The sequence below is a fragment of the Kitasatospora nipponensis genome (assembly GCF_039528135.1).
Taxonomy (GTDB): domain Bacteria; phylum Actinomycetota; class Actinomycetes; order Streptomycetales; family Streptomycetaceae; genus Kitasatospora; species Kitasatospora nipponensis.
The window spans coordinates 23130-48101 of sequence record NZ_BAAALF010000004.1 but is presented as its reverse complement, the minus strand read 5'-3'; the positions used below and the strand labels follow the sequence as shown (position 1 = coordinate 48101).

The following is a 24972-nucleotide window of genomic DNA, read 5'->3' as shown; positions in this document are numbered from 1 at the left end:
GCCGTGGCCGACACCTGAAGTCGAGCCGAATTACTCGATCGTGGAATCGGGTTGGGCCGCGGCCCACGCGGCCCGCAGCTCCGAGAGGCGTGACCGGATTTCCGGGTCATCGGTGCTCGAAGCGACGACGCCCGGCAGGACGACCGCCCGTCCCTTGTGCAGGCGTACCTCGAGGAGACAGTGATCGATGCCGCGGTTGACCTCCGGTGAGAACCCGAACGACTGCACCTGCGGCCAGGTGACCACACGTGTCCTCAGCAGGGTCCGCGTGGTGAGGCCCGAGGTGTTCACCGTGGTACTGCCGCAGAAGGGGCCCACGAAGGAGGCGGCGATGACGTAGGCGACGATCAGGCTGGCCGCGAAGAGTGCGATCATCGCGGGATTCCGGCCCTTGGCCCCTGCGGCGAGGATGAAGGCAAGGGCGCAGGCCAGAGCGGTGGGGAAGAGGACCAAGGTCCTGTGGCCCGTTCGCCGATACGGGATCGGCGCCTTGAAGTAGTGCTGCCCGTCGCGCCGATCGCTCACAGTTCCCCCGCTCACTCTGCCGCCGACCGTCATTGTCGTGGAGGCACCGGGTGGAAGCCAGTTGTCGGGGGCCGGTTCGAGCATGGTGACCCGGTCGCGTGATCTTCGGCCGGACGCCTTCCACCCCGACCGGGCACGGCTCCATCCCGAGGAGGAAGGCTCCGCCGCCCGGGCCGGGCCGGCCTCGCGCACGGGCGCCGGGGGGGGGGGGGGGGGGGGGGGGGGGGGGGGGGGGGGGGGGGGTCAGGTGTCGAAGCGCACCGAACGCAGCTTCAGCTGGTCGGTCGCCCGCTTGCCGTGGGGCTTGAGGCGCCAGTGGGCGCCCTGGCAGTCGGTGCCGACGTAGACCGTGACCCAGGAGTCGGTCTCGTTGTGCGGGGCGTAGGCGGGCGGGTGTTCGTCGGAGTTGACGTGGTGCAGGTTGATGCACCGCTCGGCCTGCGGGTCGTGCAGGGTGGCGTGGCGCTCCTCGCCGTGCCTGTCGGTGTACGTGTAGTGGAAGTTGCCGGTGGCGGCGGAGGCCGAGCCGGGCAGGGAGAGGACCAGGGCGAGGGCGGCCGTGGTCACTGCGGCGGCGGCGCTGCGGAGCTTCATGGAGCGGGGTTCCTTCCAACGAGGCGTCTGGGGACGACTCTAGGAAGGGCCAGGGAGCAGAACCGATTCTCCCCGGGAGCCTCGCGCGGCGCGGACCAGCGGCCTTGCCGCGACGGAGCCTCGGGGTGGAACGGGCTCGCCGGCCAGCTCGCTTGCGTCGATGCTGAACTGGAACCTGACTTCCTGTGAGCTCGCTGTCAATTCCTGAGAGAATCCTGGCAACTTCCCGCCATTGTCGTGTTCTGCTCATGACATGTACAGCTCCAGCCCCTTACGGTGAGCAGCGCCCCGGCTGACGTCGCGTCAACCGGAGCGACCCCCACATTTCGCTCTCCGTACCGGGCCGCCCGCACGCGCGGGTGCGGTACGGCGCGCCGGCCGCCCCCCAGCGGTCGGTGACCCCCACAAGGAGCTCATCCATGCGTTCCCGCATAGCGATCGGCATCGCCGGCACCCTCGCGCTGTCGTCCTGCCTGGCCCTGGCCGGCACCGCCTCGGCGGTGGCCCCCGACGCCCGGCCGGCCGGACACCACGCGCACCACAAGCACTTCGCCACCGGTCTCGACCTGGCCGCGCTCAAGGCGGCCCACCAGCACGCGCTGCGCCCCGCCGCAGCCGCCGCCACCGTCCAGGCCCTGAACGCGATCGCGCCCTTCGCCCGCTCGGGCGCGGCGCCGGCCAGCGCGGACCTGACCCAGTACGCGCTCTCGCCCGGCGACCAGGGCCAGGTCGGCTCCTGCGTCACCTGGGCCACCGGCTACACGGGCTACGGGGTCCTGATGAACGAACAGGGCATCAGCGGCGCGCCGATGGCCCCGATGTACATCTACTCGCAGATCGCCCAGGGCAACGACACCGGCACCTACGCCAGCGTCGCGCTGCCGATGGAGCAGCAGCAGGGCATCGACACCCAGTCCGACTACTGGCAGGGAACCACCGACTACACCACCCAGCCGGACGCCAACGAGACCGCGAACGCGGCCAACTACCGGCTCTCGGGCTTCGTCGCGCTGCCCACCAGCGGCCCCGCTGCGCGCACGGCGATCGAGAACGCGATCTCCCGGGGTGAGCCGGTGCCGATCGGCTTCACGGTCCAGCAGAGCTTCATGGACCTCAACTCCCAGACCGCGTCGGACTACAGCTACCTGCCCGGCGACAGCGGCAGCGACCCGGTGGTCGGCGGCCACGAGATCACCATCGTGGGCTACACCGACCAGGGCGTGACGATCGAGAACAGCTGGGGCACCGACAGCTGGGGCAACGGCGGCTTCGCCAACCTCCCGTGGAGCTTCTTCGACGCGGGTGTGGTCGACGAGGCGCACGCGATGGGCAAGCTCGCCTGACGCAGCGACAGGAACTCCGCGGGGTCCGCGCCGCCGCCCACTCGGTGGTGCGGATCCCGCGGTCCGGGCGGCGGCGCCCAGGGCGGCTCCGGCGGCCGTGGGCGCCGCCGCCGTCGGGGGTGGCGGCGCGTTCGCGTGCCTGCGTGACAGTGGCGCCTCGGCCGCCCGCCCGCTGCCGTAGCCGGGCGCAGGCCACGTGGAGACGGGCTTCCAGGTCCGTCTTCGCTCAACCTGTCGGCGCCACAGCGGGGAGGGGCGACCGTGAGGTCACGGGTCACGCCTCGTCCCGAGCGCGACGGCGCCGTCGTGTCCGCATCCGGCCCCCGCCTCAACGACCGGCGCCGGCACCGTCCGGACCACGAACTACAGCTGCCGTGAGAAGACGGAGACCCTGCTCAGCAACCAGAAGGCGCTGCTCGTGCCGACGCCGTAGGCGAGGTGGGCGGTCAGATCATCACCGAGCGTCTTGGTGTCGTACGTCCAGATGGGCCTGTACAGTCCCGCGATCGGAAGCACCACGTATCCGCTGAGCCACACGAGCGCACCGAACGGGAGCCCGTGGAGGACGTGGGGTTTGCGCAGCGAGGCGCTGACGACGCCGTAGCCGGCCGCGTTGCCCACTCCGTAGGCCCAGTGCATGAACGTGCTGATCGGGAACGCCGCGCTGTCCGGCAGCTCGCGCAGGGTGAAGGCTTCGGCCAGGCGCTTTCCGACCTGTCCGGGATCCGGCGCCTCCTGCCAGCTGCGGACCGGAGCGAACTCCCAGCGCAGGGCGTTGTGTTCTCCGCCGGCCCGGCGCTGGCGCAGGAACCGCACGGTGTCCATGCAGACGGTGCCGATCGCTCCCGCCGCCAGACCCGCACCGACAGCGCCGAGCGGAGTCAGCTGCTTGCGTGTGCGCATGAGTCGATCACTCCCGATCCCGGTACTTTCAGAAGCCGGCGCTCTGACCGCCGTCGACGTGCAGGATCTCGCCGGTGACGAACGAGGCCTGTTCGAGGTACATGATCGCCGCGACGACGTCGTCGATCTCGCCCATCCGCCCCAGCGGGTGCTGCGCGGCGAGCGCTCCGCCCGGGTCGTTCGGGTGCATCGGCGTGCGGATGACGCCGAGGGAGACGGCGTTGGCGCGAATGCGGCGCGCCGCGTACTCGATGGCCAGCTCCTTCGTCGCCGCGACCAGGCCACCCTTGGTCAGCGAGGTGAGCGCCGCGGGTGTGCGCGCGTTGGCGCGGTCGACCAGTGACGTCGACACGCACAGGACGTGCCCGCCCTCGCCGCCCGCGAGCATCGCGGGGATGGCGCTGCGGGTGACGTCGAAGAAACCGCGCAGATTGACGCCGGTCACCAGGTCGTAGTCGGCGTCGGTGTATTCGGTGAACGGCTTCTCCCGGTAGACGCCGGCGTTGTTCACCAGCGTGTCGATCCGGCCGTAGCGGTCCAGTGCCTGCTCGACGACGTGCGCACCGGTACCCGGCCGGCTCAGGTCGCCGGGCACGGCGAGGACGTCCGGATCATGCGACGAGGGGATGGACCGGGCGGTCACGACGAGGGCGTACCCGTGCCTGCGGTACGCGTCGGCGACGGCCGCGCCGATGCCCTGTGAAGCACCGGTGACGACGGCCACCTTCTTCTCCGAGCTCATGGGTACGTCCAGGCTGAGGTTCTCGCGTGGGAAGTCTCCGGCACACGGTGGGCCGCACACGGCCATGGCGCCCACCAGGTCTCAACCCTACGTGTCGCCGAGCCCCGGCGCCCCGTGGAGCTCTGCGGGTGCGGTCGGCGGCCGACCGTACGAGGCTGGAGACACCGGCCTGTCGAGTGCAGGACGGCCAGGGTGGCCTCACGGGATTCGGCGGCCGGCAATGTGCGCTGCTGGTCGACCAGTTGAGCTCCTCCCGCGATGGGCAGGAGAGAAAGGGCCATGACGATGGAAGAGACGGTTGCCCGGGCCCTGCTGGTCCGACACTGGGCCGCATCGAACAGCGGGGACGCGGACGCGGAACACGACATCTACGCCGACGACGTCATCGTCGAGTACCCGCAGTCCGGCGAGATCATCCGCGGCAGGAGCAACATCCAGGCACTGCGTACCCGACATCCCGCGGTCCGGACCTTCACCGTGCGCAGGATCCTCGGATCCGGCGACCTCTGGGTCACCGAGTTCGTGCTCACCTACGACGGCAAGCCCACGCAGACGGTGAGCATCATGGAGTTCTCGGCAGGACGCGTGGTGAGGGAGACGCAGTACTTCGCGGATCCCTTCGACCCGCCGGCCTGGCGGTCGCAGTGGGTCGAACTGCGGGAGTGATCCGCCGGGCCGGGTCAGGTGCCCGGGTGGGTGGCTGTCCAGCCGTGTTCGAGGAGGGCGAAGGCCTCGGTGGCGGCGCGGGGCGGGTCGGGGTGGTGCAGGACGAGGCCGCGGGCTTCGAGGGTGAAGCGGGCCAGGGCGGCGCAGCGGATGTCGCCCTCGGGGGCGCCGACGGCCTCGGCGATGGCGTGGGCCAGGGCGGCTTCGTGGCGCGTCCACATGCGGTGGGCGTGGTCGCGCAGGGCTGGAGTGTCCTGCACCATGCGCGTGAAGTCGGCGAACCGCGGGTCCTCGGCGTGGACGGCGAGTTGGGTCTGGGCCCGCAGGATGTGCTCGCGCAGCGCCTGGGGGATCGACGTGCCCGGGGCACGGTCGTGCACGGCGGCGACGAGCGCCGCCTCCAGGTGGTCGTCCTGGTCGAAGACCAGGGCCTCCTTGCTGGGGAAGTGCTTGAAGAGGGTGGTCACCGAGACGTCGGCGGCGTCGGCGACCTCCTTGACCCCGACCTGGTCGTAGCCGCGGTCGAGGAAGAGTTCGAGGGCGGCGTCGGCCAGGGACTGGCGGGTCTGGGCCTTCTTGCGCTCGCGGCGCCCGGTCGGTTCGGTCACCGGCCCACCGTACTCCAGGTGAAGTGAATGGAAAAGTTGAGTCATTGCACTTATGTAGTGAGTGTGCTTTCTTGGTCCCATGAACTCTGCCCGTGACCCCCGCATCGCGATCGTCGGCGCCGGCCTCGGCGGCCTCACCTGTGCCCGAGTGCTGCGGCAACACGGCCGCTCCGTCGCCGTGTTCGAGCGCGAGGCCGCCGCCGACGCCCGTCCGCAGGGCGGCAGCCTCGACCTGCACCCCGACACCGGTCAGGCCGCGCTGCGGGCGGCGGGGCTCCTCGACCGGTTCCAGGCCCTCGCCCGCCCCGAGGGGGAGGAGTGGCGGGTGCTGGACTTCGCCGACGCCGCCCTCCTCGCGCATCAGGGGCCATCCGCCGCCGGCGGCCGGCCGGAGATCGACCGGGGCCAACTGCGCGGCCTGCTCCTGGACTCGCTCGCCGAGGGCACGGTGCGGTGGGACCGCGCCGTCAGCGGCGCGACCCCGCTCGCGGACGGCACCTGCCGGCTGCGCTTCGGTGACGGCAGCACCGAGGACTTCGACCTCGTGGTCGGCGCCGACGGCGCCTGGTCGCGCGTCCGCCCGGCGCTGTCGCCCGCCGCGCCCCGCTACACCGGCGTCACCTTCGTCGAGGCCGGATTCGACCACTGCGACACCCGCCACCCCGACCTCGCGCGGCTGGTCGGCAACGGATCGATGCTGGCGAAGGGCGCCGGCCGGTCCCTGGTCGCCCAGCGCAACAGCAACGGCCACATCCGCGTCTACATCGCGTTCCGCGCACCGCAGGACTGGCAGGTGGCCGCCGGCGTCGACCTCGGCGACCAACGGGCCGTGCGCACGCACCTGCTGGGGATGTTCGAGGGCTGGGACGAGAGCCTGCGCGACCTCCTGCGCCCCAGCGACACCGGGTTCGTCAACCGGTCCCTGTTCGTCCTGCCGGCCCCGCACACCTGGCTGCACGTTCCCGGCGTCACGCTCCTCGGTGATGCCGCGCACCTGATGCCCCCGGTCGGGCTGGGCGCCAACCTCGCCATGCTCGACGGCGCCGACCTCGCCCACGCCCTGGTCACCGGATCCGGCCTCGACGAGGCCGTCCGCGCGTACGAGAGCGTCATGCTGCCGCGCTCGATCGAGGCCGCCACGAGCAGTGCGCAGGGACTCGACCGTCTCGTTCCGGTGGCGACGACCTCGGTCGGGTGAGGCCCGCCCGGCCGTCAGGCCGGCGCCCCTCATAGTCCGTTGCCCGCCGTGGAGCCCCGTGAGAGCATCACGTCAATGGTCCGTTTCCCTTCGCTCGCGCGCTCGCGCCCAGGCGACCGAAGGGGTGCGGGCCGTTGCCATGGGCACGGTGGTCAGAGAGGGACCGTTTGATGGACGCGCCAGAGCTCGCCGAAGCCCGCATCGAGGATGCGGGCAACCTCCTGGTCCTGCCTGCGGAGTTGCACGACCACGAGCTGGCCGGGGACTTCTTCGGAGCCGTCGTCACGCCCCGGGACCTGGCCTCCCCTTCGCCCGACCTCACGGGGAGGACCCTCTACCTCGGCGGCGACGTGTCCGGCGTCAGCGGCAGCCAACTGCAGGCAGCCGACCGGGTGTTCGTCATCCGGGAGCTGTCCCACGGGTACCACGAGGGCGTGGATGGGCCGTGGCCCCTGGTCGACCTCGGCCGCGTTCCCGTCCGCGTCCACGGCGTCGGCGTCTACTACCGCCGCTTCTTCGAACCCGACGCCGACCACTTCGGTCGGATCCGTGCGGAGCACGAGTTCCAGTCCCTGACGGAGTCCACCAAGCCCGGCACGGCCCATCGCAGCGGAATCTATCTGACGCCCGTCACGCGGGACGGTGACGCACTGCACTTCCGCCTGCTGCGCTGCTCCACGAACCTCTCGGGGCCGACCGAGGGCTTCGGTCCGACCGACACGCGCATCGTCGAGGCCCTGAACCGCGAGGCCGCCGCCGTCTTCCGGGGTCACGCGCCGCTCAATCACGTCCTCGCCCAGATCTACCACAACACCCTGGCCACGGCCGAGCGCAAGCAGTCCAAGGCCAGGATCTCGGCCCACGCCGACAAGACCAAGGACATGCCCGTCAACGGCGTCATGGCCTTCTGCACCTTCTACGACCGGCTCGACGGGCTGCGGCCGCCGGCCGACGACCCCTTCGACTACGGAGTCAAGGGCGTCAGCGGGCTGACCAGACTCCACTTCCGCCTCAAGGAGCGGACCGAGGAGACCGACGCGGCCGCGCTCCCCGGGCAGTTCACCGTGACCCTCTATCCCGGCTCGGTCTTCTTCATGCCGCTCTCCACCAACCGCCTCTACGCGCACGAGATCCGGCCCTCGGCGCTGGATGCCGAGCTGCTCCCCACCCGCCTGGGGTACGTGGTGCGCTGTTCGAGCGCCGAAGCCGTGCACCGGGACGGCCGGACGTTCCTCAAAGTGGCCGGGGACCTGGTGGAGCTCGGGCCGCCCACAGCGGCCGGCATGGACGAACTGCGCAGGCTGTACGCCGAGGAGAACCGGACCTCGTCCTTCGTCGACTACGGCGACGAACTCCTCTTCAGCATGAACGCGGGGGACTACGGTGCTCCCCGGATCTAGGGCGCGGATCGCGGACGAGATCATCGCGTGCACGCTGCCGTTCGAGGAGAACCTCTTCGCGGAGCTGTCCGCGTCGGCTCGTCTGGAGGAGGTGGGAAAGGGCCGGCGGGGCGGGGTGCTCACCAGGGTCGACGAGACGGGCGGGGTGCCTCTCGTGCGGACCACCACGCGGTACGGCAGCCCGGCGCAGCGGTTCCGGGCGGTGCACGAACGGCTGGCGCGACAGGTCCAGGAGCGGGCGGGGCTCCCGGTCGGCTTCAACAACGCGCTCATCGAGAGCTACACGAACGCCTACACGACCATGGGCGGCCACAGTGACCAGGCCCTCGACCTGGCCGACGGGTCGTTCATCGCCGTCTTCTCCTGCTACCGGCATCCCGAAGCGGGCCCACCGCGGAAGCTGGTCTTCGAGTCGAAGGCCTCGGGTGGCGAGAGGGGCGGGACGGGCGGGACGGGCGGGAGGTTCGAGATCCCCCTCACCCACCACGGTGTCGTCGCGTTCTCCCTCGAGGCGAACCGGCGGCTGCGGCACCGGATCGTCCTGGACGCGCCTGCCCAGGCGGCGGACAACGCGTGGTTGGGCGTCACTTTCCGCACCTCGAAGACGCTCGTCCGCCTCCGCGACGAAGAGGCGTTCCTCCCGCAGGGTGCGCGCCTCGTGGTGGCCGACGACGAGCAGAGCCGCACGTTCTACCGACTGCGGCGCCGTGAGAACCAGGAGACGGACTTCGTCTACCCACCGCTGACCTACACCGTCAGCCCGAGCGATCTGCTGCCGCCCGCCTGACCCCGACCCCGAAGCAGTCGAAGGCCCGGCCCGCCCGCTGGAGAGAGTCGGGGGCGGGCCGGGCCTGGGCCGGAGGGCGGCAGCGACCGGAGGTGTCCGAGGCCCTAGTCGGCCGTGGCGATCAGGGGCTCCAGGCGGACCTCGGGCTTGGCGCGCTGGAAGGCGTTGAGGTGCCACTTGTCGGCGAACAGGGCCAGCAGCACGTCGTCCGAGCGGCGGGTGAGGACCTCGCCGTCGGTCAGGCGGGCCTTGGCGAGGACGGCGGCGCCCTCGGCGTCGGTGACCCGGGCCAGGCGGTAGGAGAGGTGGTCGAGGGTGATCGGGGAGGAGAACTCGTGCTCCATCCGGTGCAGCACGACGTCGAACTGCATCGGGCCCACCGCCGCCATCACCGGCGCCTGGTCGCCTCGCCGGTCGGAGACCAGCACCTGGACCACGCCCTCCTCGTCCAACTGCGAGACGCCCTTGCGGAACTGCTTGGAGCGGCTGATGTCCTTGGGACGGGCGACGGCGAAGTACTCGGGGGCGAAGGCGGGAAGCGGCGGGAACTCGGCCTTCTTGCCGGCGAAGAGCGTGTCGCCGACCCGCAGGGCGGCCGCGTTGATCAGGCCCACCACGTCACCGGGGTAGGCGGTGTCGACCACGGTGCGCTCGGCGCCGAAGACGGTATGCGCGTACTTGGTGGCGAAGGAGCGGCCGCTGGCGGCGCGGGTGACGTTCATGCCGCGCTCGAAGACGCCCGAGCAGACCCGGACGAAGGCGATCCGGTCGCGGTGCGCCGGGTCCATGTTGGCCTGGATCTTGAAGACCAGGCCGGAGAAGTCCTCGCCGACCTCGCGGCTGCCGCCCTTGGCCAGCGGGCGCGGGCCGGGGCCCGGGGCCAGGTCCACGACGGCGTCCAGCAGCAGCTTCACGCCGATGTTGGTGAGCGCGGCGCCGAAGAAGACCGGGCTGATCTTGCCGGACTCGAAGGCCTCCTGGTCGTAACCGGGACCGGAGGAGAGCACCAGCTCCAGCTCCTCCAGCGCGGTCTGCCACTCCTCGCCCTCCTGCTCGGCGGCCTGCTCGGCGGTCAGCCGCTCCTCGATGGCGGCGTGCGTGCCGGCGGGGACCTTGGTGTAGCGCAGCATCTGCTCGGTGTCGGCGGCCTGCACCAGGCCGCGCAGGTTGCCAGCGTTGCCGACCGGCCAGACCACCGGCACCGGGGTGATGCCCAGGTGGGTCTCGATGTCCTCGAGCAGGGTGAGCGCCTCGCGACCGCGGCGGTCCCACTTGTTGATGAAGGTGATCACCGGGACGCCGCGGTGGCGGCAGACGGCGAAGAGCTTGCGGGTCTGCTCCTCCAGGCCCTTGGCCGCGTCGACCAGCATGATCGCGCAGTCGACGGCCGCCAGCACCCGGTAGGTGTCCTCGGAGAAGTCGGCGTGGCCGGGGGTGTCGACCAGGTTCATCACGTGGCCGCGGTGGTCGAACTGCAGCGCCGCCGAGGTGACCGAGATGCCGCGCTCGCGCTCCAGTTCCATCCAGTCGCTGGTGACGCCGCGGCGGGCGCCCTTCGCGTGCACCGCGCCCGCCGAGGTGATCGCCTTGGCGTGCAGCGCCAGCGCCTCGGTGAGCGTGGACTTGCCCGCGTCCGGGTGGCTGATCACGGCGAAGGTCCGGCGGCGGCCGGCCTCGTTGAGGACCTGCAGGACCGGGATGGGCTGTTCGTTGCTCACGTTGTCTTCCTCGGGTGCGGATGGGCGGCAGGCCGGTGACGCCGCTCCGTAGCTGTTGGACCCGGTGGCTGGTGCGCGGGCGCAAGAGACGATTCTATTCGGTTGGACGGCGTGACCCCGAACGGGCTGCTCGGGACGGCGACCGCCCCTGCAACCGCGCGGGCGGCACCGGCGTCCGGAAGAGACAGTGGGGACGGTCGCGTCCTCGAGGGCGGTGATCGGGAGCGGGGCGGGCCGGATGCGGGTACTGGTGGTCGAGGACGAGGAACTGCTGGCCGAGGCCATCGCGGAGGGACTGCGGCAGGAGGCGTTCGCCGTCGACGTGGTCCACGACGGCGAGGCCGCGCTGGAGCACCTGGCCGTCCACAGCTACGACGTGATGGTGCTGGACCGCGACCTGCCCCGGCTGCACGGCGACGAGGTCTGCCGGCGCACGGTGGCCGCCGGCGCGGACGTACGGGTGCTGATGCTCACCGTCTCCACCACCCTGGCCGAGCGGGTGGCGGGCCTGAACCTGGGCGCCGACGACTACCTGGCCAAGCCGTTCGCCTTCGCCGAGCTGATCGCCCGGATCCGCGCCCTGGGCCGCCGGTCGCGCCCGGCCACCCCGCCGGTGCTGGAGCGCGCGGGCCTGCGGCTGGACCCGCACCACCGCGCCGCCAGCCGCGAGGGGCGCCCGCTGGCGCTCTCCCGCAAGGAGTTCGCGGTCCTGGAGGAACTGCTGCGGGCCCAGGGCGCGCCGGTCTCCGCCGAGGAACTGCTGGAACGCGCCTGGGACGAGAACATCGACCCGTTCACCACCATCGTGCGGGTCACGATGCGCAGCCTGCGCCGCAAGCTGGCGGACCCGCCGCTGATCGAGACCATCACCGGGACCGGCTACCGGATCCCGTAGCAGCGTTCGGCACCGCCGAGAGCCCGTCAGCGCCGGTGTGGCGGGCGGGCGTTGGGGCCGTCGGCGGGCAGCAGCACGCGGACCTCCAGCCCGCCGCCCGGGCGCGGGGCCGCGGTCGCCTCGCCGCCGTGCGCCTGCGCGACGGCCCGCACGATGGAGAGCCCCAGGCCGCTGCCGCGCGCCGAGCCGACCCGGTCGATCAGCCGGCGGAAGGGGGCGAAGAGCACCGGGATCTCGTGCTCGGCGATCACCGGCCCGGTGTTGCCGACCGCCACCTGCGCACCGTAGGGCCCGCGCCCGGTCCGCACGGTGACCACGCCGCCCGGCCGGTTGTAGCGGACCGCGTTGTCCACCAGGTTGCGCACCACCTGCTCCAGCAGCACCGGGTCGCCGATGGCGACCGCGGGGTCCAGCTGCGCCTCCAGCGTCACCTCCAGCCGCTCGGCCTCGGCCGCGGACGCGGTCAGCACCGAGCGGGCCAGGTCGGCGACGTCGAGCGGCAGCAGCTCGGTGAGCGAGTCCTCGGCCCGGGCGAGGGTGAGCAGCGCGTCGATCAGCCGCTCGTGCCGCTCGCTGACGGCCAGCAGGTTCTCGCCCAGGCGCTGCACCTCCACGGGGGCGTCGCGCCGGTTCATCGCCACCTCGACCAGCGTGCGGTTGACCGCGATCGGGGTCTTCAGCTCGTGGGCGGCGTTGGAGATGAACCGGGACTGGCCGGCGAAGGCCTGGTCGAGCCGGTCCAGCATGCTGTCGAAGGAGTCGGCCAGCGTCTTGACCTCGCCGGGGTGGGCCTGCAGGTCGATCCGGCGGTGCAGGGTGCGACCGGCGATCCGTTCGGCGTTGGAGCTGATCATGCTCAGCGGGCGCAGCAGCCGCCCGGCCACCAGCCAGCCCGCCGTGGTGGCGACCAGGCCCACGGCGATCACCGCCAGACCGCCCTTGAGCAGCAGGTTGCCCTGCATCGAGGCGAGGATGACGCGCTGGGTGGCCGGTTCGGAGGCCTGCTGCTGCGCGAGGTACTGCTGCACCGAGGAGGGCAGCTTCGGGTCGAAGCCGTAGCTGCCGGGGAAGGCCAGGTCCAGGGCGTAGCGCATGGAGTTGTCGACCAGCACCATCGTCACGATCAGCACGGCCGCGGCCGCCACGAAGAACATCAGGCCGAAGACCGCGGTCAGCCGCAGCCGCAGGCTGCCGCGCCAGGCGCCGAACCGGTACGCGGACGCACCGCCGCCGCTGGTGCCCTCGCCAGGTGTCCGCATCTGTCCCACTCGCTGTTCGGCTGCCGGATGGTCGTCGACCGGCCGCTCACCGGTCGGGCCCGGAGGTGATCGCGAGCCGACCCAGTATGCGTCAGCCGGTGTGAGTGGGGCGTGAGTGATCGGCTCACCGTGCTTTCACCCCGGTTCGGGTGGACTGGGCGCATTCGAGGAGCCCCCACCACCCGACGAAGCATCAGGAGGTCGACCATGCGCTCTGCGACCCTGTGGTCACGTCCGGTCACCGCGGTCCGCCCCGCGGCCGCCCGCACGTCCCGCCCCGCGTCCCGCACCGCGTGCCGCACCGCGCCGACCGGCGCCCCGTACGCCGAGGCGGTCATCGACCTGGCGGCGATCGCCCACAACACCGAGGTGCTCGCCGCGCACGCCCGTGGCGCGCTGCTGGCGGTGGTGAAGGCGGACGGCTTCGGGCACGGCGCGGTCCCCGTCGCCCGCACCGCGCTGGCGGCCGGGGCGAGCTGGCTGGGCGTCACCTCGGTGCGCGAGGCGCTGGAGCTGCGCGCGGCCGGCATCACCGCCCCGGTGCTCAGCTGGCTGCACCTGCCCGACGAGGACTTCGCCCCCGCGCTGCGCGCCGGCATCGACCTCTCCGTCTCCTCCCCGGAGCACCTGGCGGCGATCGCCGCCTGCGCGGAGCGCACCGGCGTCACCGCCCGGGTCCACCTCAAGGTCGACACCGGGCTGCGCCGCGGCGGCGTGGTGCCCGCCGACTGGCCGGCACTGACCGTGCGGGCCCGCGACCTGGAGCGCGCCGGCCTGCTGGCGGTCCGCGGGCTCTGGTCGCACCTGGTGGACGCGGACCGACCCGGGCGGCACACCGCGGCGCAGGTACGGGAGTTCGAGCAGGCGGTGCGCTGCGCCCGGCAGGCCGGACTGCGCCCCGAGCTGCGGCACCTGGCGAACTCGGCGGCCTGCCTGAGCGCGCCGCAGACCCACTACGAGCTGGTCCGCGCCGGACTCGGCGTCTACGGGATCGAGCCGGTGCCCGGGCGCGACCACGGGCTGCGCCCGGCGATGACGCTGCGGGCCCGGGCCGCGACGGCCCGCCCGGTGGCGGCCGGCGAGGGGGTCTCGTACGGGCACGAGTACACCGCGCCGGCCGACGGCACGCTGCTGCTGGTCCCGGTCGGCTTCGCGGACGGCGTGCCGCGGGCGGCGGGTGGGCGGGCCCGGATGTGGGTGGCCGGTTCCCGGCGCCCGGTGGCCGGACGGATCGCGATGGACCAGTGCGTGCTGGACGCCGGCGCCGCCGAGGTGGGCATCGGCGAGGAGGTGCTGGTCTTCGGGCCGGGGGACCGGGGCGAGCCGACCGCCGCGGAGTGGGCGCAGTGGGCGGGCACCAACCCGCACGAGGTACTGACCGGGATCGGCGCCCGGGTGACCCGCCGCTACCTGCCCGCCGCCGCGCGCACCGCGCGACCGGCCGAGCAGAACGAGCACCAGAACCGGAACCGGAACCAGGGAAACGAGGGCGAGCGCTGTGCGTGAGGACGACGGCAGGATCAGGGTCGCGGTGCTCTTCGGCGGCCGCAGCGGTGAGCACGAGGTCTCCTGCCAGTCGGCGGCGGGCATCGTGACCCACCTCGACCGCACCCGCTACGCCGTCCAGCCGGTGCGGATCACCGCCGACGGCCAGTGGGCGGCCGGCCCGCAGGACCTGCCGGCCGGCGGCTACGACGCGGGCGAGCTGGCCCGGCTCACCCCGCCGCGCGGCGGCGCGCCCTGGGACTCCCTGCTGGACACGCTGCCCGACCTGGGCGGTGCCGACCTGGTGCTGCCCGCGCTGCACGGCCCCGACGGCGAGGACGGCACGGTGCAGGGCCTGCTGCAGCTGCTGCGGGTGCCCTACGTCGGCAACGGGGTGCTCAGCAGCGCGGCCGGGATGGACAAGGAGATGACCAAGCGGCTGCTGGCCTCGGCCGGCCTGCCGGTGGCCGACGGCGTCGTGCTGCGCGGTGACCGGGCGGACCTGACCGCGGCCGAGCGGGCGCGGCTGGGCCTGCCGGTCTTCGTCAAGCCGGCCCGGGCCGGCTCCAGCCTCGGCGTCACCCGGGTCGAGCGCTGGGCGGACCTGCCCGCCGCGCTGGCCGTCGCCCGGGTCTTCGACGACAAGGTGCTGGTGGAGGAGGCGGTGGCCGGCCGGGAGGTGGACGTCGCGGTGCTCGAACACCCGGACGGCGCCGTGCAGGCGGGCCCGCCGCTGGAGATCCGGGTGCGCGGCGGGCAGCCGTTCTTCGACTACGACGCCAAGTACCAGGACGGCGCGACCCGCTTCGAGGTGCCGGCCCGGCTGCCCGAGGGGGTCGACGAGCGGCTGCGGGAGCTGGCGCTGCGGGTCTTCGAGACGCTGGACTGCACGGGGCTGCTGCGGATCGACTTCTTCCTGCGCGGGGGCACCGAGCCGGTGGTCAACGAGGTCAACACCTTCCCCGGCTTCACCGCGACCTCCCAGTACCCGCGGATCTGGGCCGCCACCGGGATGCTGTACGGGGAGCTGCTGGACGTGCTGATCGCCACCGCGCTGGCCCGCAGCCAGGCGCGCAGCGTGGCCGACGCGGTCTCCACGCTCGGTTGGAGCCTGGGTGCCCTCGCGGACGCGCAGGCCTCCCCGGCGCCCAGCCGGCGGTGAGAGCGGTGCTGCGCGGGCGGGCGCTGGGCGTGCTGAGCATCCTGCTCGGCGTGCTCACCTGCGCGGCGGCGGTGCTGCGCCCGGTCGGGACGGGCGATCCGCTGCCCGCCCCGCCGGCCGCCCCGCCGAACGGCAGTCCGACGGCGACGGCGCCGTCCACCGGCGCTCCGGCCGGCGGTGACCCGGGCAACGACCGGTAGCAGCCAGCCAGCCCCCGGCCGGCCGGCCGACCGGCCCCGGCCCGGTCAGTCGGTGGAGTGGAAGCCGTCCAGGATCCGCTGGGCGGCCAGCGTCGCGGTCAACGTGCCCTCGCGGACCTGCCGTTCCAGGTCGGGGGCCAGCCGGCGCACCGCCGGGTGCTCGCGCAACTGGGAGAGCAGCTGGTCGTGCACCATCGCCCAGGTCCAGTCGACCTGCTGCTCGCGCCGCTTGGCCGCCAGCGAGCCGGTGGCCGACAGCAGCGAGCGGTGCTGCTCCAGGCGCTCCCAGAGCTCCTCGAGTCCGCTGCCGTCGCGGCCGCTGCAGGTCAGCACCGGCGGCGTCCACTCCGCGTCGGGGGGCTGCAGCAGGCGCAGCGCGCCCGCCAACTCCCTTGCGGCGGCCTGGGCGTCGCGTTCGTGCGGACCGTCGGCCTTGTTGACGGCGACCAGGTCGGCGAGTTCCAGCACGCCCTTCTTGATGCCCTGCAGCTGGTCGCCGGTGCGGGCCAGCGTGAGCAGCAGGAAGGAGTCGACCATGTGGGCCACCGTGGTCTCCGACTGGCCGACGCCGACCGTCTCCACCAGCACCACGTCGTAGCCCGCGGCCTCCATCACCACCATCGACTCGCGGGTGGCCCGGGCCACCCCGCCGAGCGTGCCGGAGGTGGGGGAGGGGCGCACGAAGGCGTTCGGGTCGACCGCGAGCTTCTCCATCCGGGTCTTGTCGCCCAGGATGGAGCCGCCGGTGCGGCTGGAGGTCGGGTCGACGGCGAGCACCGCCACCCGGTGGCCGCGCCCGGTGAGCATCGTGCCGAGCGCCTCGATGAAGGTCGACTTGCCGACTCCGGGGACGCCGGTGATGCCGATCCGCACCGCGTCGCCGGAGTGCGGCAGCAGGTCGACCAGCAGCCGCTGGGCGAGCTCGCGGTGGTCCGGCCGGGTGGACTCGACGAGGGTGATGGCCCGCGCGATCCAGGCGCGCGAGCCCTCCAGGACACCCTGCCGGTACTGGTCGAGGTCGATCGTGCGGGCCATCGGCTCAGCGGCTCACAGCTCGTGGCCCAGCTCGCCGGCCAGCGCCTTGAGCAGGTCGTAGGCCGCGTCCGGGATGACCGTGCCGGGCGGGAAGACCGCCGCGGCGCCCGCCTCGTACAGCGCCTCGAAGTCCTGCGGCGGGATCACGCCGCCGACCACGATGGTGATGTCGGAGCGGCCCGCCTCGGCGAGCTCGGCGCGCAGCGCGGGCACCAGGGTCAGGTGCCCGGCCGCCAGCGAGGAGACGCCGACGATGTGCACGTCCGCCTCCACGGCCTGGCGGGCCACCTCGGCGGGGGTCTGGAAGAGCGGGCCGACGTCCACCGTGAAGCCGAGGTCGGCGAAGGCGGTGGCGATCACCTTCTGCCCGCGGTCGTGCCCGTCCTGGCCCATCTTGGCGACCAGGATGCGCGGGCGGCGGCCCTCGGCCTGCTCGAAGCGCTCGACCAGGTCGCGGGTCTTCTGCACGGCGGTGGAGGGGCCGGCCTCGTCTCGGTACACACCCGAGATGGTACGGATCTGGCCGGAGTGGCGTCCGTACACCTTCTCCAGCGCGTCCGAGATCTCGCCGACGGTGGCCTTGGCCCGGGCCGCGTCCACCGCGAGCGCGAGCAGGTTGCCCTCCAGCGAGCCGCCGCCGCGCGCGCCGTCCTCGGCCGCGCGGGTCAGCGCGTTGAGCGCGTCCTGGCAGCGGGCCTCGTCGCGCTCGGCGCGCAGCCGGCGCAGCTTCTCGATCTGCTGGGTGCGCACCGAGGAGTTGTCGACCTTGAGCACGTCGATCTGCTCGTCGGTGGCGACCCGGTACTTGTTGACGCCGATCACCGGCTGGCGGCCGGAGTCGATCCGCGCCTGGGTGCGGGCGGCGGCCTCCTCCACGCGCAGCTTGGGGATGCCCGCGTCGATCGCCTTGGCCATGCCGCCGGCCGCCTCGACCTCCTGGATGTGCTGCCAGGCGCGCCGGGCCAGGTCGTGGGTGAGCTTCTCGACGTACGCGCTGCCGCCCCACGGGTCGATCACCCGGCAGGTGCCCGACTCCTGCTGGAGCATCAGCTGGGTGTTGCGGGCGATCCGGGCCGAGAAGTCGGTCGGCAGGGCCAGCGCCTCGTCCAGCGCGTTGGTGTGCAGCGACTGGGTGTGCCCCTGGGTGGCGGCCATCGCCTCCACGCAGGTGCGGGTGACGTTGTTGAAGACGTCCTGGGCGGTCAGCGACCAGCCGGAGGTCTGCGAGTGGGTGCGCAGCGAGAGCGACTTGCTGTTCTGCGGGTCGAACTGCTTGACCAGCTTGGCCCAGAGTAGGCGGGCCGCGCGCAGCTTGGCGATCTCCATGAAGAAGTTCATGCCGATCGCCCAGAAGAACGACAGCCGCGGCGCGAAGGCGTCCACGTCCAGGCCGGCGCCGAGCCCGGCCCGCAGGTACTCCACGCCGTCGGCCAGCGTGTAGGCCAGCTCCAGGCCGGCGGTGGCCCCGGCCTCCTGGATGTGGTAGCCGGAGATGGAGATCGAGTTGTACCGCGGCATCTTCTGCGAGGTGTACGCGAAGATGTCCGAGATGATCCGCATCGAGGGCTGCGGCGGGTAGATGTAGGTGTTGCGGACCATGAACTCCTTGAGGATGTCGTTCTGGATGGTCCCCGCGAGCTTCTCGGGCGCCACCCCCTGCTCCTCGGCCGCCACGATGTACAGCGCCAGCACCGGCAGTACGGCGCCGTTCATGGTCATCGACACCGACATCCGGTCCAGCGGGATGCCGTCGAAGAGTTGACGCATGTCGTAGATGGAGTCGATCGCCACGCCCGCCATGCCGACGTCGCCGGTCACCCGCGGGTGGTCGCTGTCGTAGCCGCGGTGGGTGGGCAGGTCGAAGGCGACCGACAGGCCCTTCTGACCGGCCGCCAGGTTGCGGCGGTAGAAGGCGTTGGACTCCTCCGCGGTGGAGAACCCGGCGTACTGCCGCACCGTCCAGGGCTGGTTGACGTACATCGTCGGGTACGGGCCGCGCAGGTAGGGCGCGATGCCCGGGTAGGTGCCCAGGAAGTCCAGCCCGGCCAGGTCCTCGCCGGTGTACAGCGGCTTGACCCCGATGCCCTCCGGGGTCTCCCAGAGCAGCTCCTCGACGTCCTTGCCGGTGGCCTGCTGCCAGGCCGACCGCCACTGCTCGCCGGTGGCCGCGGCGGCGCCGTCCCCGGCCAGGGGGATCCTGCTGAAGTCGGGGATCACCGTGCCACTCCGATCTCGTCGAGCAGGCCGGAGAGAACCGCCACCGCGTCACTGCCCGCGAAGACGAACTCCTCGATTCCCGCCTGCTGGTACGTCTCGCGCTGCTCGCCGGGCCGGCCCGCCAGCAGCAGCTTCGATGCGCCGGCCGCAGCCAGTGCCCCGGCGACCGGGACCGCGTGCTCCTGGTAGACCGCGTCGCTGGAGCAGAGGCAGGCCAGGGCGGCGCCGCTGGTGGTGAAGGCCTCGGCCAGCGCGGCCGGGTCCAGGCCCTGGCCGGCGACGGTCTCGATGCCGCCCGCCTGGAAGAGGTTGGCCGCGAAGCTGGAGCGCGCGGTGTGCGCGGCCGCCGAGCCGATCGAGGCCAGGAAGAGCCGGGGACGGGCGCCGGTCGCGGCCAGGTGCGCGTCCGAGCGGGCCCGCAGCGCCTCGAAGGCCTGCGCCCGGCGCACCCGCGGCAGGCCGCCGGTGGGCCCGGCGGGGGCCTGGGCGCGCACCAGCGGCTGCTCGCCCAGGTTGGGGAACTCGCTGACGCCGGTGATGGGTTCGCGCCGCCTGGCGATCGCGGTGGAGCGCTGCGCCCAGGTCGCGGCGATCCGCTCGCCGATCAACTGGCCGCTGAGCGCCGCCTGCTGGCCGCCGGCTCGCTCGATCTCCTGGAACCACTCCCAGCCGGCGTGCGCCAGCTCGTCGGTCAACTGCTCGACGTACCAGGAGCCGCCGGCCGGGTCGACGACCCGGGCCAGGTGCGACTCCTCCAGCAGGATCGACTGGGTGTTGCGGGCGATCCGGCGGGCGAACGCGTCGGGCAGGCCCACCACGTCGTCGAACGGCAGCACGGTGACCGCCTCCGCGCCGCCGACCCCGGCGGCCAGGCAGGCCACCGTGGTGCGCAGCATGTTCACCCACGGGTCGCGCTCGGTCATCATCACGGCGGAGGTCACCGCGTGCTGGCGCTGGGCGGCGGCCTGCGGCGAGGCGCCGCAGACCTGCGCCACCCGGGCCCACAGGCGGCGGGCGGCACGGAACTTGGCGATCGTCAGGAACTGGTCCTCGGTCGCCGCGTAGCGGAAGTCCAGCTGGCCGGCGGCGGGGTCGACGTCGAGGCCGGCGCCGGTCAGCGCGCGCAGGTAGGCCACGCCGGTGGCCAGCGAGCAGCCGAGCTCCTGGGCGGGGGAGGCGCCGGCGTCGTGGTACGCCAGCGCGTCCACGGTCAGCGCCCGCAGGCCCGGGTAGCCCTGGGCGCAGCGCGCGGCCAGGCCGGCGGCGGTGGCGAGCTGCACCGCGGTGTCGGTGTCGTCGCCGGTGCGGGCCAGCAGGCCCAGCGGGTCGGCGCCCAGGTTGCCGGTGGCCGCCTCGGGCGCCACCTGGCGCTCGGTCAGCAGGGCCAGCAGCCGCTCGGCCGCCGGTCCGAACTCGGCGCCCGCGTCCAGCACCACCGCGGCCAGGTCCAGGTAGACCCCGTCCAGCACCTGGGGCAGTGCGGCGATCGGCAGGCCGTGCTCGCCCAGGGTCAGCCAGAGCGAGCCGACCCCGTTCTCCAGGTCCGCCAGCACGGCGGTGTTGGCCGCCGCCGGGTCCGGGTCGGCGTGCCGCTGGCGCACGTCCCAGCCGGCGAGGACCGACCCCTGCGGGCGGCTGCCGCGGAGATACGGCGGGAAGCCGGGGTAGCCGGCCTCGTCGGCCGGCGCGTCCTCGGCGGTGTACAGCGGACGGGCGCGCAGGCCGTCCGGGAGCTGGGTGGTGAGCGCTTCCTCGGCCTGCGCACCGGACACGTCGTGCGCGCCGGACTTGCGCAGCACGCCTTCGACCAGGCGCTGCCACTGTTCCCGGTTCGCGTCCGGGAACTCGGCGGCCAGAGGGAGCCCTTCGGGCAGGACCGTCATGAGGGCAGGTTAGTGCCCGTTAGCAGCGCAGCAGGAGAACCTAGGGGTGTGACCTTGCCCTCGCTGCACTTCAGGGGGCCTGGGGTGCCGCGAAAGGGGCTGCGACAGGGGGCGCTAGGGGTGGCGCGGGGACCCTCGCGCGTGCTGTCCGGGTCCGCCGCCGGCCGCGGCGCGCCGCCGGTCCGCAGGCGGTGCTCCTCAGCCCTCGGCCGTCAGCCGTCAGCCCTCAGCCGTGGCCCCGGCGCTCGGTCAGCACGCAGTCCCCGCACAGGACACCGGCGCCGCCGGGTGCGGCGCGGTAGATCAGGCAGCAGCTGCGGCGCAGGAAGCGGGCGCCGGGCTCGGTGCCGGTGGCGGCGCCGAGCAGGGTGGGTCCGGCCAGCAGCCGCCCCGCCAGCTCCCGGGCCCGCGGCCCGTGCTCGGGGGCGGCGGCGGCCAGCGCGGTGGCCGCGCCGTTGAGTGCGGAGGCGACGTTGCCCCACAGGATGTGCGGCGAGACCGACAGCGGCGCGAGGGCCTCGGCCAGCGCGGCGATCGGGCCGGCCGGCAGCTCGCTCTCCAGCAGGCCCACGAGCTCCTCGTCCGGGGCGCCGGCGGCCGGCAGCGGGCGGTGCGGGACCGAGAGCGGGAACATCCCGCCGGGCACCGGCTGCCAGCGCGCCTCGGTCAGGCTGATCGGCAGCAGCGCGCGGTGCAGGACGGCGGCGGCCAGCGCGGGGGAGAGCAGCCGGGCGGCCAGGCCCAGCTGGGTCACCGAGGCGGCCACCCGCAGCTCCACGGCCTCCAGCGGCGGCCCGCCGCCCGCCGCGAGGTAGCCGCGCACCTGGGCGGCCCGGCCGGCCGGTACGGCGGGGTCCTCGACCAGCTCGGCCATCGGCCGCCAGGGCGGCGCCGCGGGCACGGCGGGGTCGTGGGTCTCGACGGCGAAGAACGGGCCGAGGGCCGCGATCTGCGCGAGCTGGGCTCCGAGGGGTCGGAGCGCAGCCGCCGTCGCGGCCCCCGGGTTCGGGTCCCTCATGCCGCGCCGACCGGGTCCGTCCGGACCGTGGCCGCGCTCTTCGCCCCGGCCTTGGCCCGGGCGGGGTCGAGCAGCCGCTCGGCCATCGGCCCGAAGACCAGGCCCAGCGAGGCCCAGAGCAGCAACTGGGCGGCCAGCGAGTAGAAGCGGAACGAGAAGAGCGTGTCGGCGGGGAACCCCGGGAAGGCGATGGTGCCGTCGGGGTTGCTCAGCGGCAGCGGCGTCTCGGTCGCGTGGTGCCCGAACTCCTTGACGTTGTCGGAGAGTTCACCGAGCGAGGGGAGGGCGGCCATCAGCACGCCGATCACCAGCGCGTAGGCGCCGGCGGCCAGCAGGGTGGCGTTCCAGTTGCCGAAGCGGGCCTGCAGGCGCTTGCCCAGCCAGACCGCGCCGACCAGGAAGACCACCGAGCAGAGCACCATCACCAGGTAGAGGTTGCCGCGTTCGTGGATGGTGTCGGGGTGTCCGATGGACGGCGGGTTGGCCGGGTACTTCAGGAACGGCACGAAGTACATGCCGGCGAAGCCACCGCCCGCCACCAGCAGCGCCAGGGTGCGCGGGCGCAGGTTGCCCACCCGGCCCAGGCAGATCGCGTAGGCGACGGCGAACAGCGCGCCCATCGCCATGCCGAAGAAGACCATGCCCACGCCGATGCCGACGTTGGCCTGGACGGTGCGGCTGAAGAGGTCCGGCCCGGCGTCCTCGACCGGCAGGCCGGCCGCCTTGTCGAGCGTGGACTGGGCGGCGTCACGCGCGCTCTCGTAGGCGATCGCGGCGTTGATCTGCGGCTCGGCGAAGATCCGCGCGAAGACGAAGGCGAGCAGCCCGGCGACTGCGCCGGCGAGGACGCCGCGCAGGATGAGTCTTTTTTCCATGTCCGGTTGTCCGTGCTTCCGCAGATCGTCAGTGGCAGGGGAAGCCGAGGAAGTGACGGGCGTCGTGGACGAACTCGTGGACGTGCATGTCCTTGCCGAACACGGAGTAGGCGCCCTGGTCGACGCCGATGAAGTAGTAGACCGCCAGCGCGACGAGCGCGGTGCCCACCAGCCAGACGACGGCCTTCGAGACCGGCAGGACGACCGGGGTGGGGATGGCAGTGGGTGCAGACAGACCGCTCACAGCGGAGCCTCCTTCAGGGGATCGTGCGTCCCTTTGTCAATGGGGCAACGTGACGGTGGAGTACCTGACTACGGCCGCCCTCGAGGGCGGACCGATCACAGTGGCGCGACCGTGCCGGTTTCCCACCGGCTTCCTCATGCCATCACTGTGGGCAGAGTACGGACGCGCGCACGGCCCGTCAACGTGTCGCGGAGCACGCAGGAGTACGCACGAGCGCGGGCGGACGCCGGGCGTACGCCGGGCGCGGGCGGCGCCCGGCGTGGCCGAGGGGGTGTCAGGGGGCGGAGTCGGGAACGTCCGGGCTGCGGTCGTAGGCCTTGACGGGGGTCATGCCGACGCCGTTGAGGGCCACCGTGTTGTCGTGGCTGACCTGGGCGCACTTGCTGGTGTCGTCGGCGGTCTGGGCGTCGGAGTTGCTGAGCGCGGCCTGGGTGTCCACCGGGGCCGGTGCGCTCGGGGCCGCGCCGGGGGCGGTGTAGCCGGTGCCGGTGGTCCAGTCGGCGCCGATCACCAGGGTCAGGCCCGTACCCTCGCCGGGCCGCACGGCGTCGGCGGGCAGTCCGATGGCCTGGGCCACCTGCTGGGCCTGGGCCTGCTTGCCGGCCGGGTACTCGACGGTGGTCCGCTCCGTGGCGGGGGCGTTGCTGGCGATCGTGGCGGAGGTGAACCCCTTGGCGACCAGGGCCTGTTGGACGGCGTTGGCGCGTCCGCCGGCGCCGCTGCCGTTGCGCACCCGCAGCTCGATGTCGCGGGCCGGCAGGCCGGCGGCGGGCGAGGTGGCCGGGTGGCCGGCGGCGGTGGGGTCGGTGGCCGGGGCGGCGGGGCTGGAGGCGGCGGCGGGGTCGCTGCCCGCGCCGGTGGCCTGGGCCGCCGCCGAGGACTTGTCGCCGGTGCTGGTGGTCAGCGACTGGTCGTTGATGATCGCGCTGAAGAGGTTCTTCGCGGCCGGGGCGACCAGCACCCGGCCGTCCTCGCCCTTGAGGGTGTCGGGGTCGTTCTGCATGGTGGTGAAGGTGATGCGGTCGGCCGGGACCTTGTTCAGGTCGTCGGCCAGGCCTATCAGTTGGGGGATCCCCTTGAGTCCGGTGTCGACGGTCAGCGCCTTGGTGGCGGCGTCGGCCAGCGAGAGCACGGCGCCGGGGTTGGTCAGCGTGCCGGCGCCCTTGAGCTGGCGGACCATCGAGCCGATGAACATGTGCTGGGCCACCGCGCGCCCCAGGTCGCTGCCGTCGCCGAAGCCGTGCCGGGTGCGGACGAACTGCAGGGCGGCCATGCCCTTGAGGGTGTGCTCGCCCTTCTTGAGCTTGAGGTGCGAGTACGGGTCGTAGACGTTGTCGCTGACGCAGACCGGCACCCCGCCCACGGCGTCCGACATCTGCACCACGCCGGTGAAGTCGACGGTGATGAAGTGGTCGATGGGTATCTGGGTGAGCTGGTGCACGGCGGCCACCGTGCACCCCGGGCCGTAGTCCAGGGTGCTGTTGATCTGGCCGCGCTGCGCCTTCATCGTGGTGTGGTGCACGGTGTCGGTGCAGGCCGGCAGCTCGGTCATGACGTCGCGCGGGATGCTCATCACGGTCGCGTTGCTGCGGTCCGCCGAGACGTGCAGGACCATCTGCACGTCGGCGTTGGCGCCCGGTCCGCAGTCGCCGCCGATCGCGCAGTCGGCCGGGTTGTCGCGGGCGTCGGAGCCGATCACCAGGATGTTGATCGGGGTGCGGCCGAAGGCGTCGGGCTTCTCGTGACCGGCGTCACCGCTGGTGCCGCCGAAGAGCGGGCTGCTGTGGATGTTGCCCGAGTACTTCTCGTACAGGTACGCCACCCCGCCACCGGTCACCAGGACCAGGCCGGCGGTGGACCAGGCGAGCACCCGCAGCACCCGCCGGCGCGGCTTGGCGCGGCCCCGGCGGGACGCGGCCCGCCCGCCCTGCGCCGGTACCACGGCCGAGGCGGCGGGCTGTGCGCCCGTCGTCGCGAGGCCCGCGCCGCCGCCGTGGCCGCGTTGCCGCGCCCGGGATCGGCCCACCGGTATCTCGGTCATCCCCGTACGTCCTCGTTCCTCGGTCGGTCCGGCGTCCAGCTGGCCGGCCCCGGCCGTGAGCCGGGTCCTGTCAAGGAACAGACGCCTCGGGGCGTCCTGCGGTTGCCGGATTGCGCGATCCGGCAACTATAGGCGAGCCGGGGACGGGCACCGCGGGGAGCGGGCGCGGGGCCG

At 73.2% G+C, this 24972-nt stretch carries 23 protein-coding genes; 9 read left to right on the top strand and 14 right to left on the bottom strand.

The window, feature by feature from the left end; genetic code table 11:
- Positions 1-30: 30 nt before the first annotated feature.
- Complete coding sequence (locus ABD323_RS02230) at positions 31-525, bottom strand: PH domain-containing protein (protein WP_344438374.1); 495 nt, start codon at positions 523-525, stop codon at positions 31-33.
- A 243-nt stretch (positions 526-768) separates the two neighbouring features.
- Entirely contained in the window at positions 769-1119 is a 351-nt protein-coding gene (locus tag ABD323_RS02225) for a hypothetical protein (protein ID WP_344438372.1), read from the bottom strand.
- A gap of 419 nt (positions 1120-1538) precedes the next feature.
- Between ABD323_RS02225 and ABD323_RS02220 the strand changes: the two genes are divergently transcribed.
- Positions 1539-2462, top strand: coding sequence for a C1 family peptidase (locus ABD323_RS02220; protein WP_344438370.1), 924 nt, complete (start codon positions 1539-1541; stop codon positions 2460-2462).
- 363 nt (positions 2463-2825) lie between these two features.
- Here the strand turns inward: ABD323_RS02220 and ABD323_RS02215 are convergent, their stop codons facing one another.
- Positions 2826-3365: a hypothetical protein gene (locus ABD323_RS02215; RefSeq protein WP_344438368.1), complete on the bottom strand. Its 540-nt coding sequence runs from the start codon at positions 3363-3365 to the stop codon at positions 2826-2828.
- Between the two features lie 28 nt (positions 3366-3393).
- Complete coding sequence (locus tag ABD323_RS02210; RefSeq protein ID WP_344438366.1) at positions 3394-4107, bottom strand: SDR family NAD(P)-dependent oxidoreductase; 714 nt, start codon at positions 4105-4107, stop codon at positions 3394-3396.
- A gap of 279 nt (positions 4108-4386) precedes the next feature.
- On the opposite strand from ABD323_RS02210, the gene ABD323_RS02205 reads away from it, so the two are divergent.
- Positions 4387-4773: a nuclear transport factor 2 family protein gene (locus tag ABD323_RS02205; protein WP_344438364.1), complete on the top strand. Its 387-nt coding sequence runs from the start codon at positions 4387-4389 to the stop codon at positions 4771-4773.
- Positions 4774-4787: 14 nt separating this feature from the next.
- On the opposite strand, the gene ABD323_RS02200 is transcribed toward ABD323_RS02205, so the two are convergent.
- Entirely contained in the window at positions 4788-5381 is a 594-nt protein-coding gene (locus ABD323_RS02200; RefSeq protein ID WP_344438362.1) for a TetR/AcrR family transcriptional regulator, read from the bottom strand.
- A 79-nt stretch (positions 5382-5460) separates the two neighbouring features.
- Between ABD323_RS02200 and ABD323_RS02195 the strand changes: the two genes are divergently transcribed.
- The 3 genes from ABD323_RS02195 (at position 5461) to ABD323_RS02185 (ending at position 8766) form a co-directional block, all read left to right on the top strand.
- Positions 5461-6579 (top strand): FAD-dependent oxidoreductase, encoded by a 1119-nt coding sequence (locus tag ABD323_RS02195; protein WP_344438360.1) that lies wholly within the window; start codon positions 5461-5463, stop codon positions 6577-6579.
- A gap of 170 nt (positions 6580-6749) precedes the next feature.
- Entirely contained in the window at positions 6750-7979 is a 1230-nt protein-coding gene (locus ABD323_RS02190) for a hypothetical protein (RefSeq protein ID WP_344438358.1), read from the top strand.
- On the top strand, positions 7963-8766 hold the full coding sequence (locus ABD323_RS02185; protein WP_344438356.1) for a hypothetical protein: 804 nt from the start codon (positions 7963-7965) through the stop codon (positions 8764-8766). The genes ABD323_RS02190 and ABD323_RS02185 overlap by 17 nt, the downstream gene beginning before the upstream one ends.
- A 104-nt stretch (positions 8767-8870) precedes the next feature.
- On the opposite strand, the gene ABD323_RS02180 is transcribed toward ABD323_RS02185, so the two are convergent.
- Positions 8871-10484 carry a peptide chain release factor 3 gene (locus ABD323_RS02180; protein ID WP_344438353.1) on the bottom strand — a complete coding sequence of 538 codons (1614 nt, stop codon included), beginning with the start codon at positions 10482-10484 and terminating at the stop codon, positions 8871-8873.
- A 238-nt stretch (positions 10485-10722) separates the two neighbouring features.
- Here ABD323_RS02180 and ABD323_RS02175 point away from each other — a divergent pair, with 238 nt between their 5' ends.
- Complete coding sequence (locus ABD323_RS02175; protein ID WP_344438351.1) at positions 10723-11379, top strand: response regulator transcription factor; 657 nt, start codon at positions 10723-10725, stop codon at positions 11377-11379.
- A gap of 26 nt (positions 11380-11405) precedes the next feature.
- On the opposite strand, the gene ABD323_RS02170 is transcribed toward ABD323_RS02175, so the two are convergent.
- A complete protein-coding gene (locus tag ABD323_RS02170) occupies positions 11406-12638 on the bottom strand; it encodes a sensor histidine kinase (RefSeq protein WP_344438349.1) in 1233 nt (410 codons plus the stop codon).
- A 207-nt stretch (positions 12639-12845) separates the two neighbouring features.
- Here ABD323_RS02170 and alr point away from each other — a divergent pair, with 207 nt between their 5' ends.
- The 3 genes from alr to ABD323_RS02155 are packed head-to-tail and all read left to right on the top strand — an operon-like array spanning position 12846 to position 15485.
- On the top strand, positions 12846-14144 hold the full coding sequence (gene alr, locus ABD323_RS02165) for an alanine racemase (RefSeq protein WP_344438347.1): 1299 nt from the start codon (positions 12846-12848) through the stop codon (positions 14142-14144).
- Complete coding sequence (locus tag ABD323_RS02160; protein WP_344438344.1) at positions 14137-15285, top strand: D-alanine--D-alanine ligase family protein; 1149 nt, start codon at positions 14137-14139, stop codon at positions 15283-15285. The genes alr and ABD323_RS02160 overlap by 8 nt, the downstream gene beginning before the upstream one ends.
- A 5-nt stretch (positions 15286-15290) precedes the next feature.
- On the top strand, positions 15291-15485 hold the full coding sequence (locus ABD323_RS02155; RefSeq protein ID WP_344438342.1) for a hypothetical protein: 195 nt from the start codon (positions 15291-15293) through the stop codon (positions 15483-15485).
- Between the two features lie 45 nt (positions 15486-15530).
- Here ABD323_RS02155 and meaB read toward each other — a convergent pair whose 3' ends face one another.
- From meaB to ABD323_RS02120, 7 genes are all read right to left on the bottom strand, one after another.
- A complete protein-coding gene (gene meaB / locus ABD323_RS02150; RefSeq protein WP_344438340.1) occupies positions 15531-16520 on the bottom strand; it encodes a methylmalonyl Co-A mutase-associated GTPase MeaB in 990 nt (329 codons plus the stop codon).
- Between the two features lie 12 nt (positions 16521-16532).
- Entirely contained in the window at positions 16533-18737 is a 2205-nt protein-coding gene (gene scpA / locus ABD323_RS02145) for a methylmalonyl-CoA mutase (protein ID WP_425555833.1), read from the bottom strand.
- Positions 18734-20620, bottom strand: coding sequence for a methylmalonyl-CoA mutase family protein (locus ABD323_RS02140; protein ID WP_344438338.1), 1887 nt, complete (start codon positions 20618-20620; stop codon positions 18734-18736). Before ABD323_RS02140 ends, scpA begins: the two co-directional genes overlap by 4 nt.
- A 226-nt stretch (positions 20621-20846) precedes the next feature.
- Positions 20847-21638 (bottom strand): (2Fe-2S)-binding protein, encoded by a 792-nt coding sequence (locus tag ABD323_RS02135; RefSeq protein WP_344438335.1) that lies wholly within the window; start codon positions 21636-21638, stop codon positions 20847-20849.
- Positions 21635-22513, bottom strand: coding sequence for a CbtA family protein (locus tag ABD323_RS02130; RefSeq protein WP_344438333.1), 879 nt, complete (start codon positions 22511-22513; stop codon positions 21635-21637). Before ABD323_RS02130 ends, ABD323_RS02135 begins: the two co-directional genes overlap by 4 nt.
- A 28-nt stretch (positions 22514-22541) precedes the next feature.
- The gene (locus ABD323_RS02125) at positions 22542-22757 is read right to left on the bottom strand and encodes a CbtB domain-containing protein (protein WP_425555832.1); all 216 of its coding nucleotides are present in this window, start codon (positions 22755-22757) and stop codon (positions 22542-22544) included.
- A 274-nt stretch (positions 22758-23031) separates the two neighbouring features.
- The gene (locus ABD323_RS02120; RefSeq protein ID WP_344438331.1) at positions 23032-24798 is read right to left on the bottom strand and encodes an LCP family protein; all 1767 of its coding nucleotides are present in this window, start codon (positions 24796-24798) and stop codon (positions 23032-23034) included.
- Between the last annotated feature and the right edge of the window lie 174 nt (positions 24799-24972).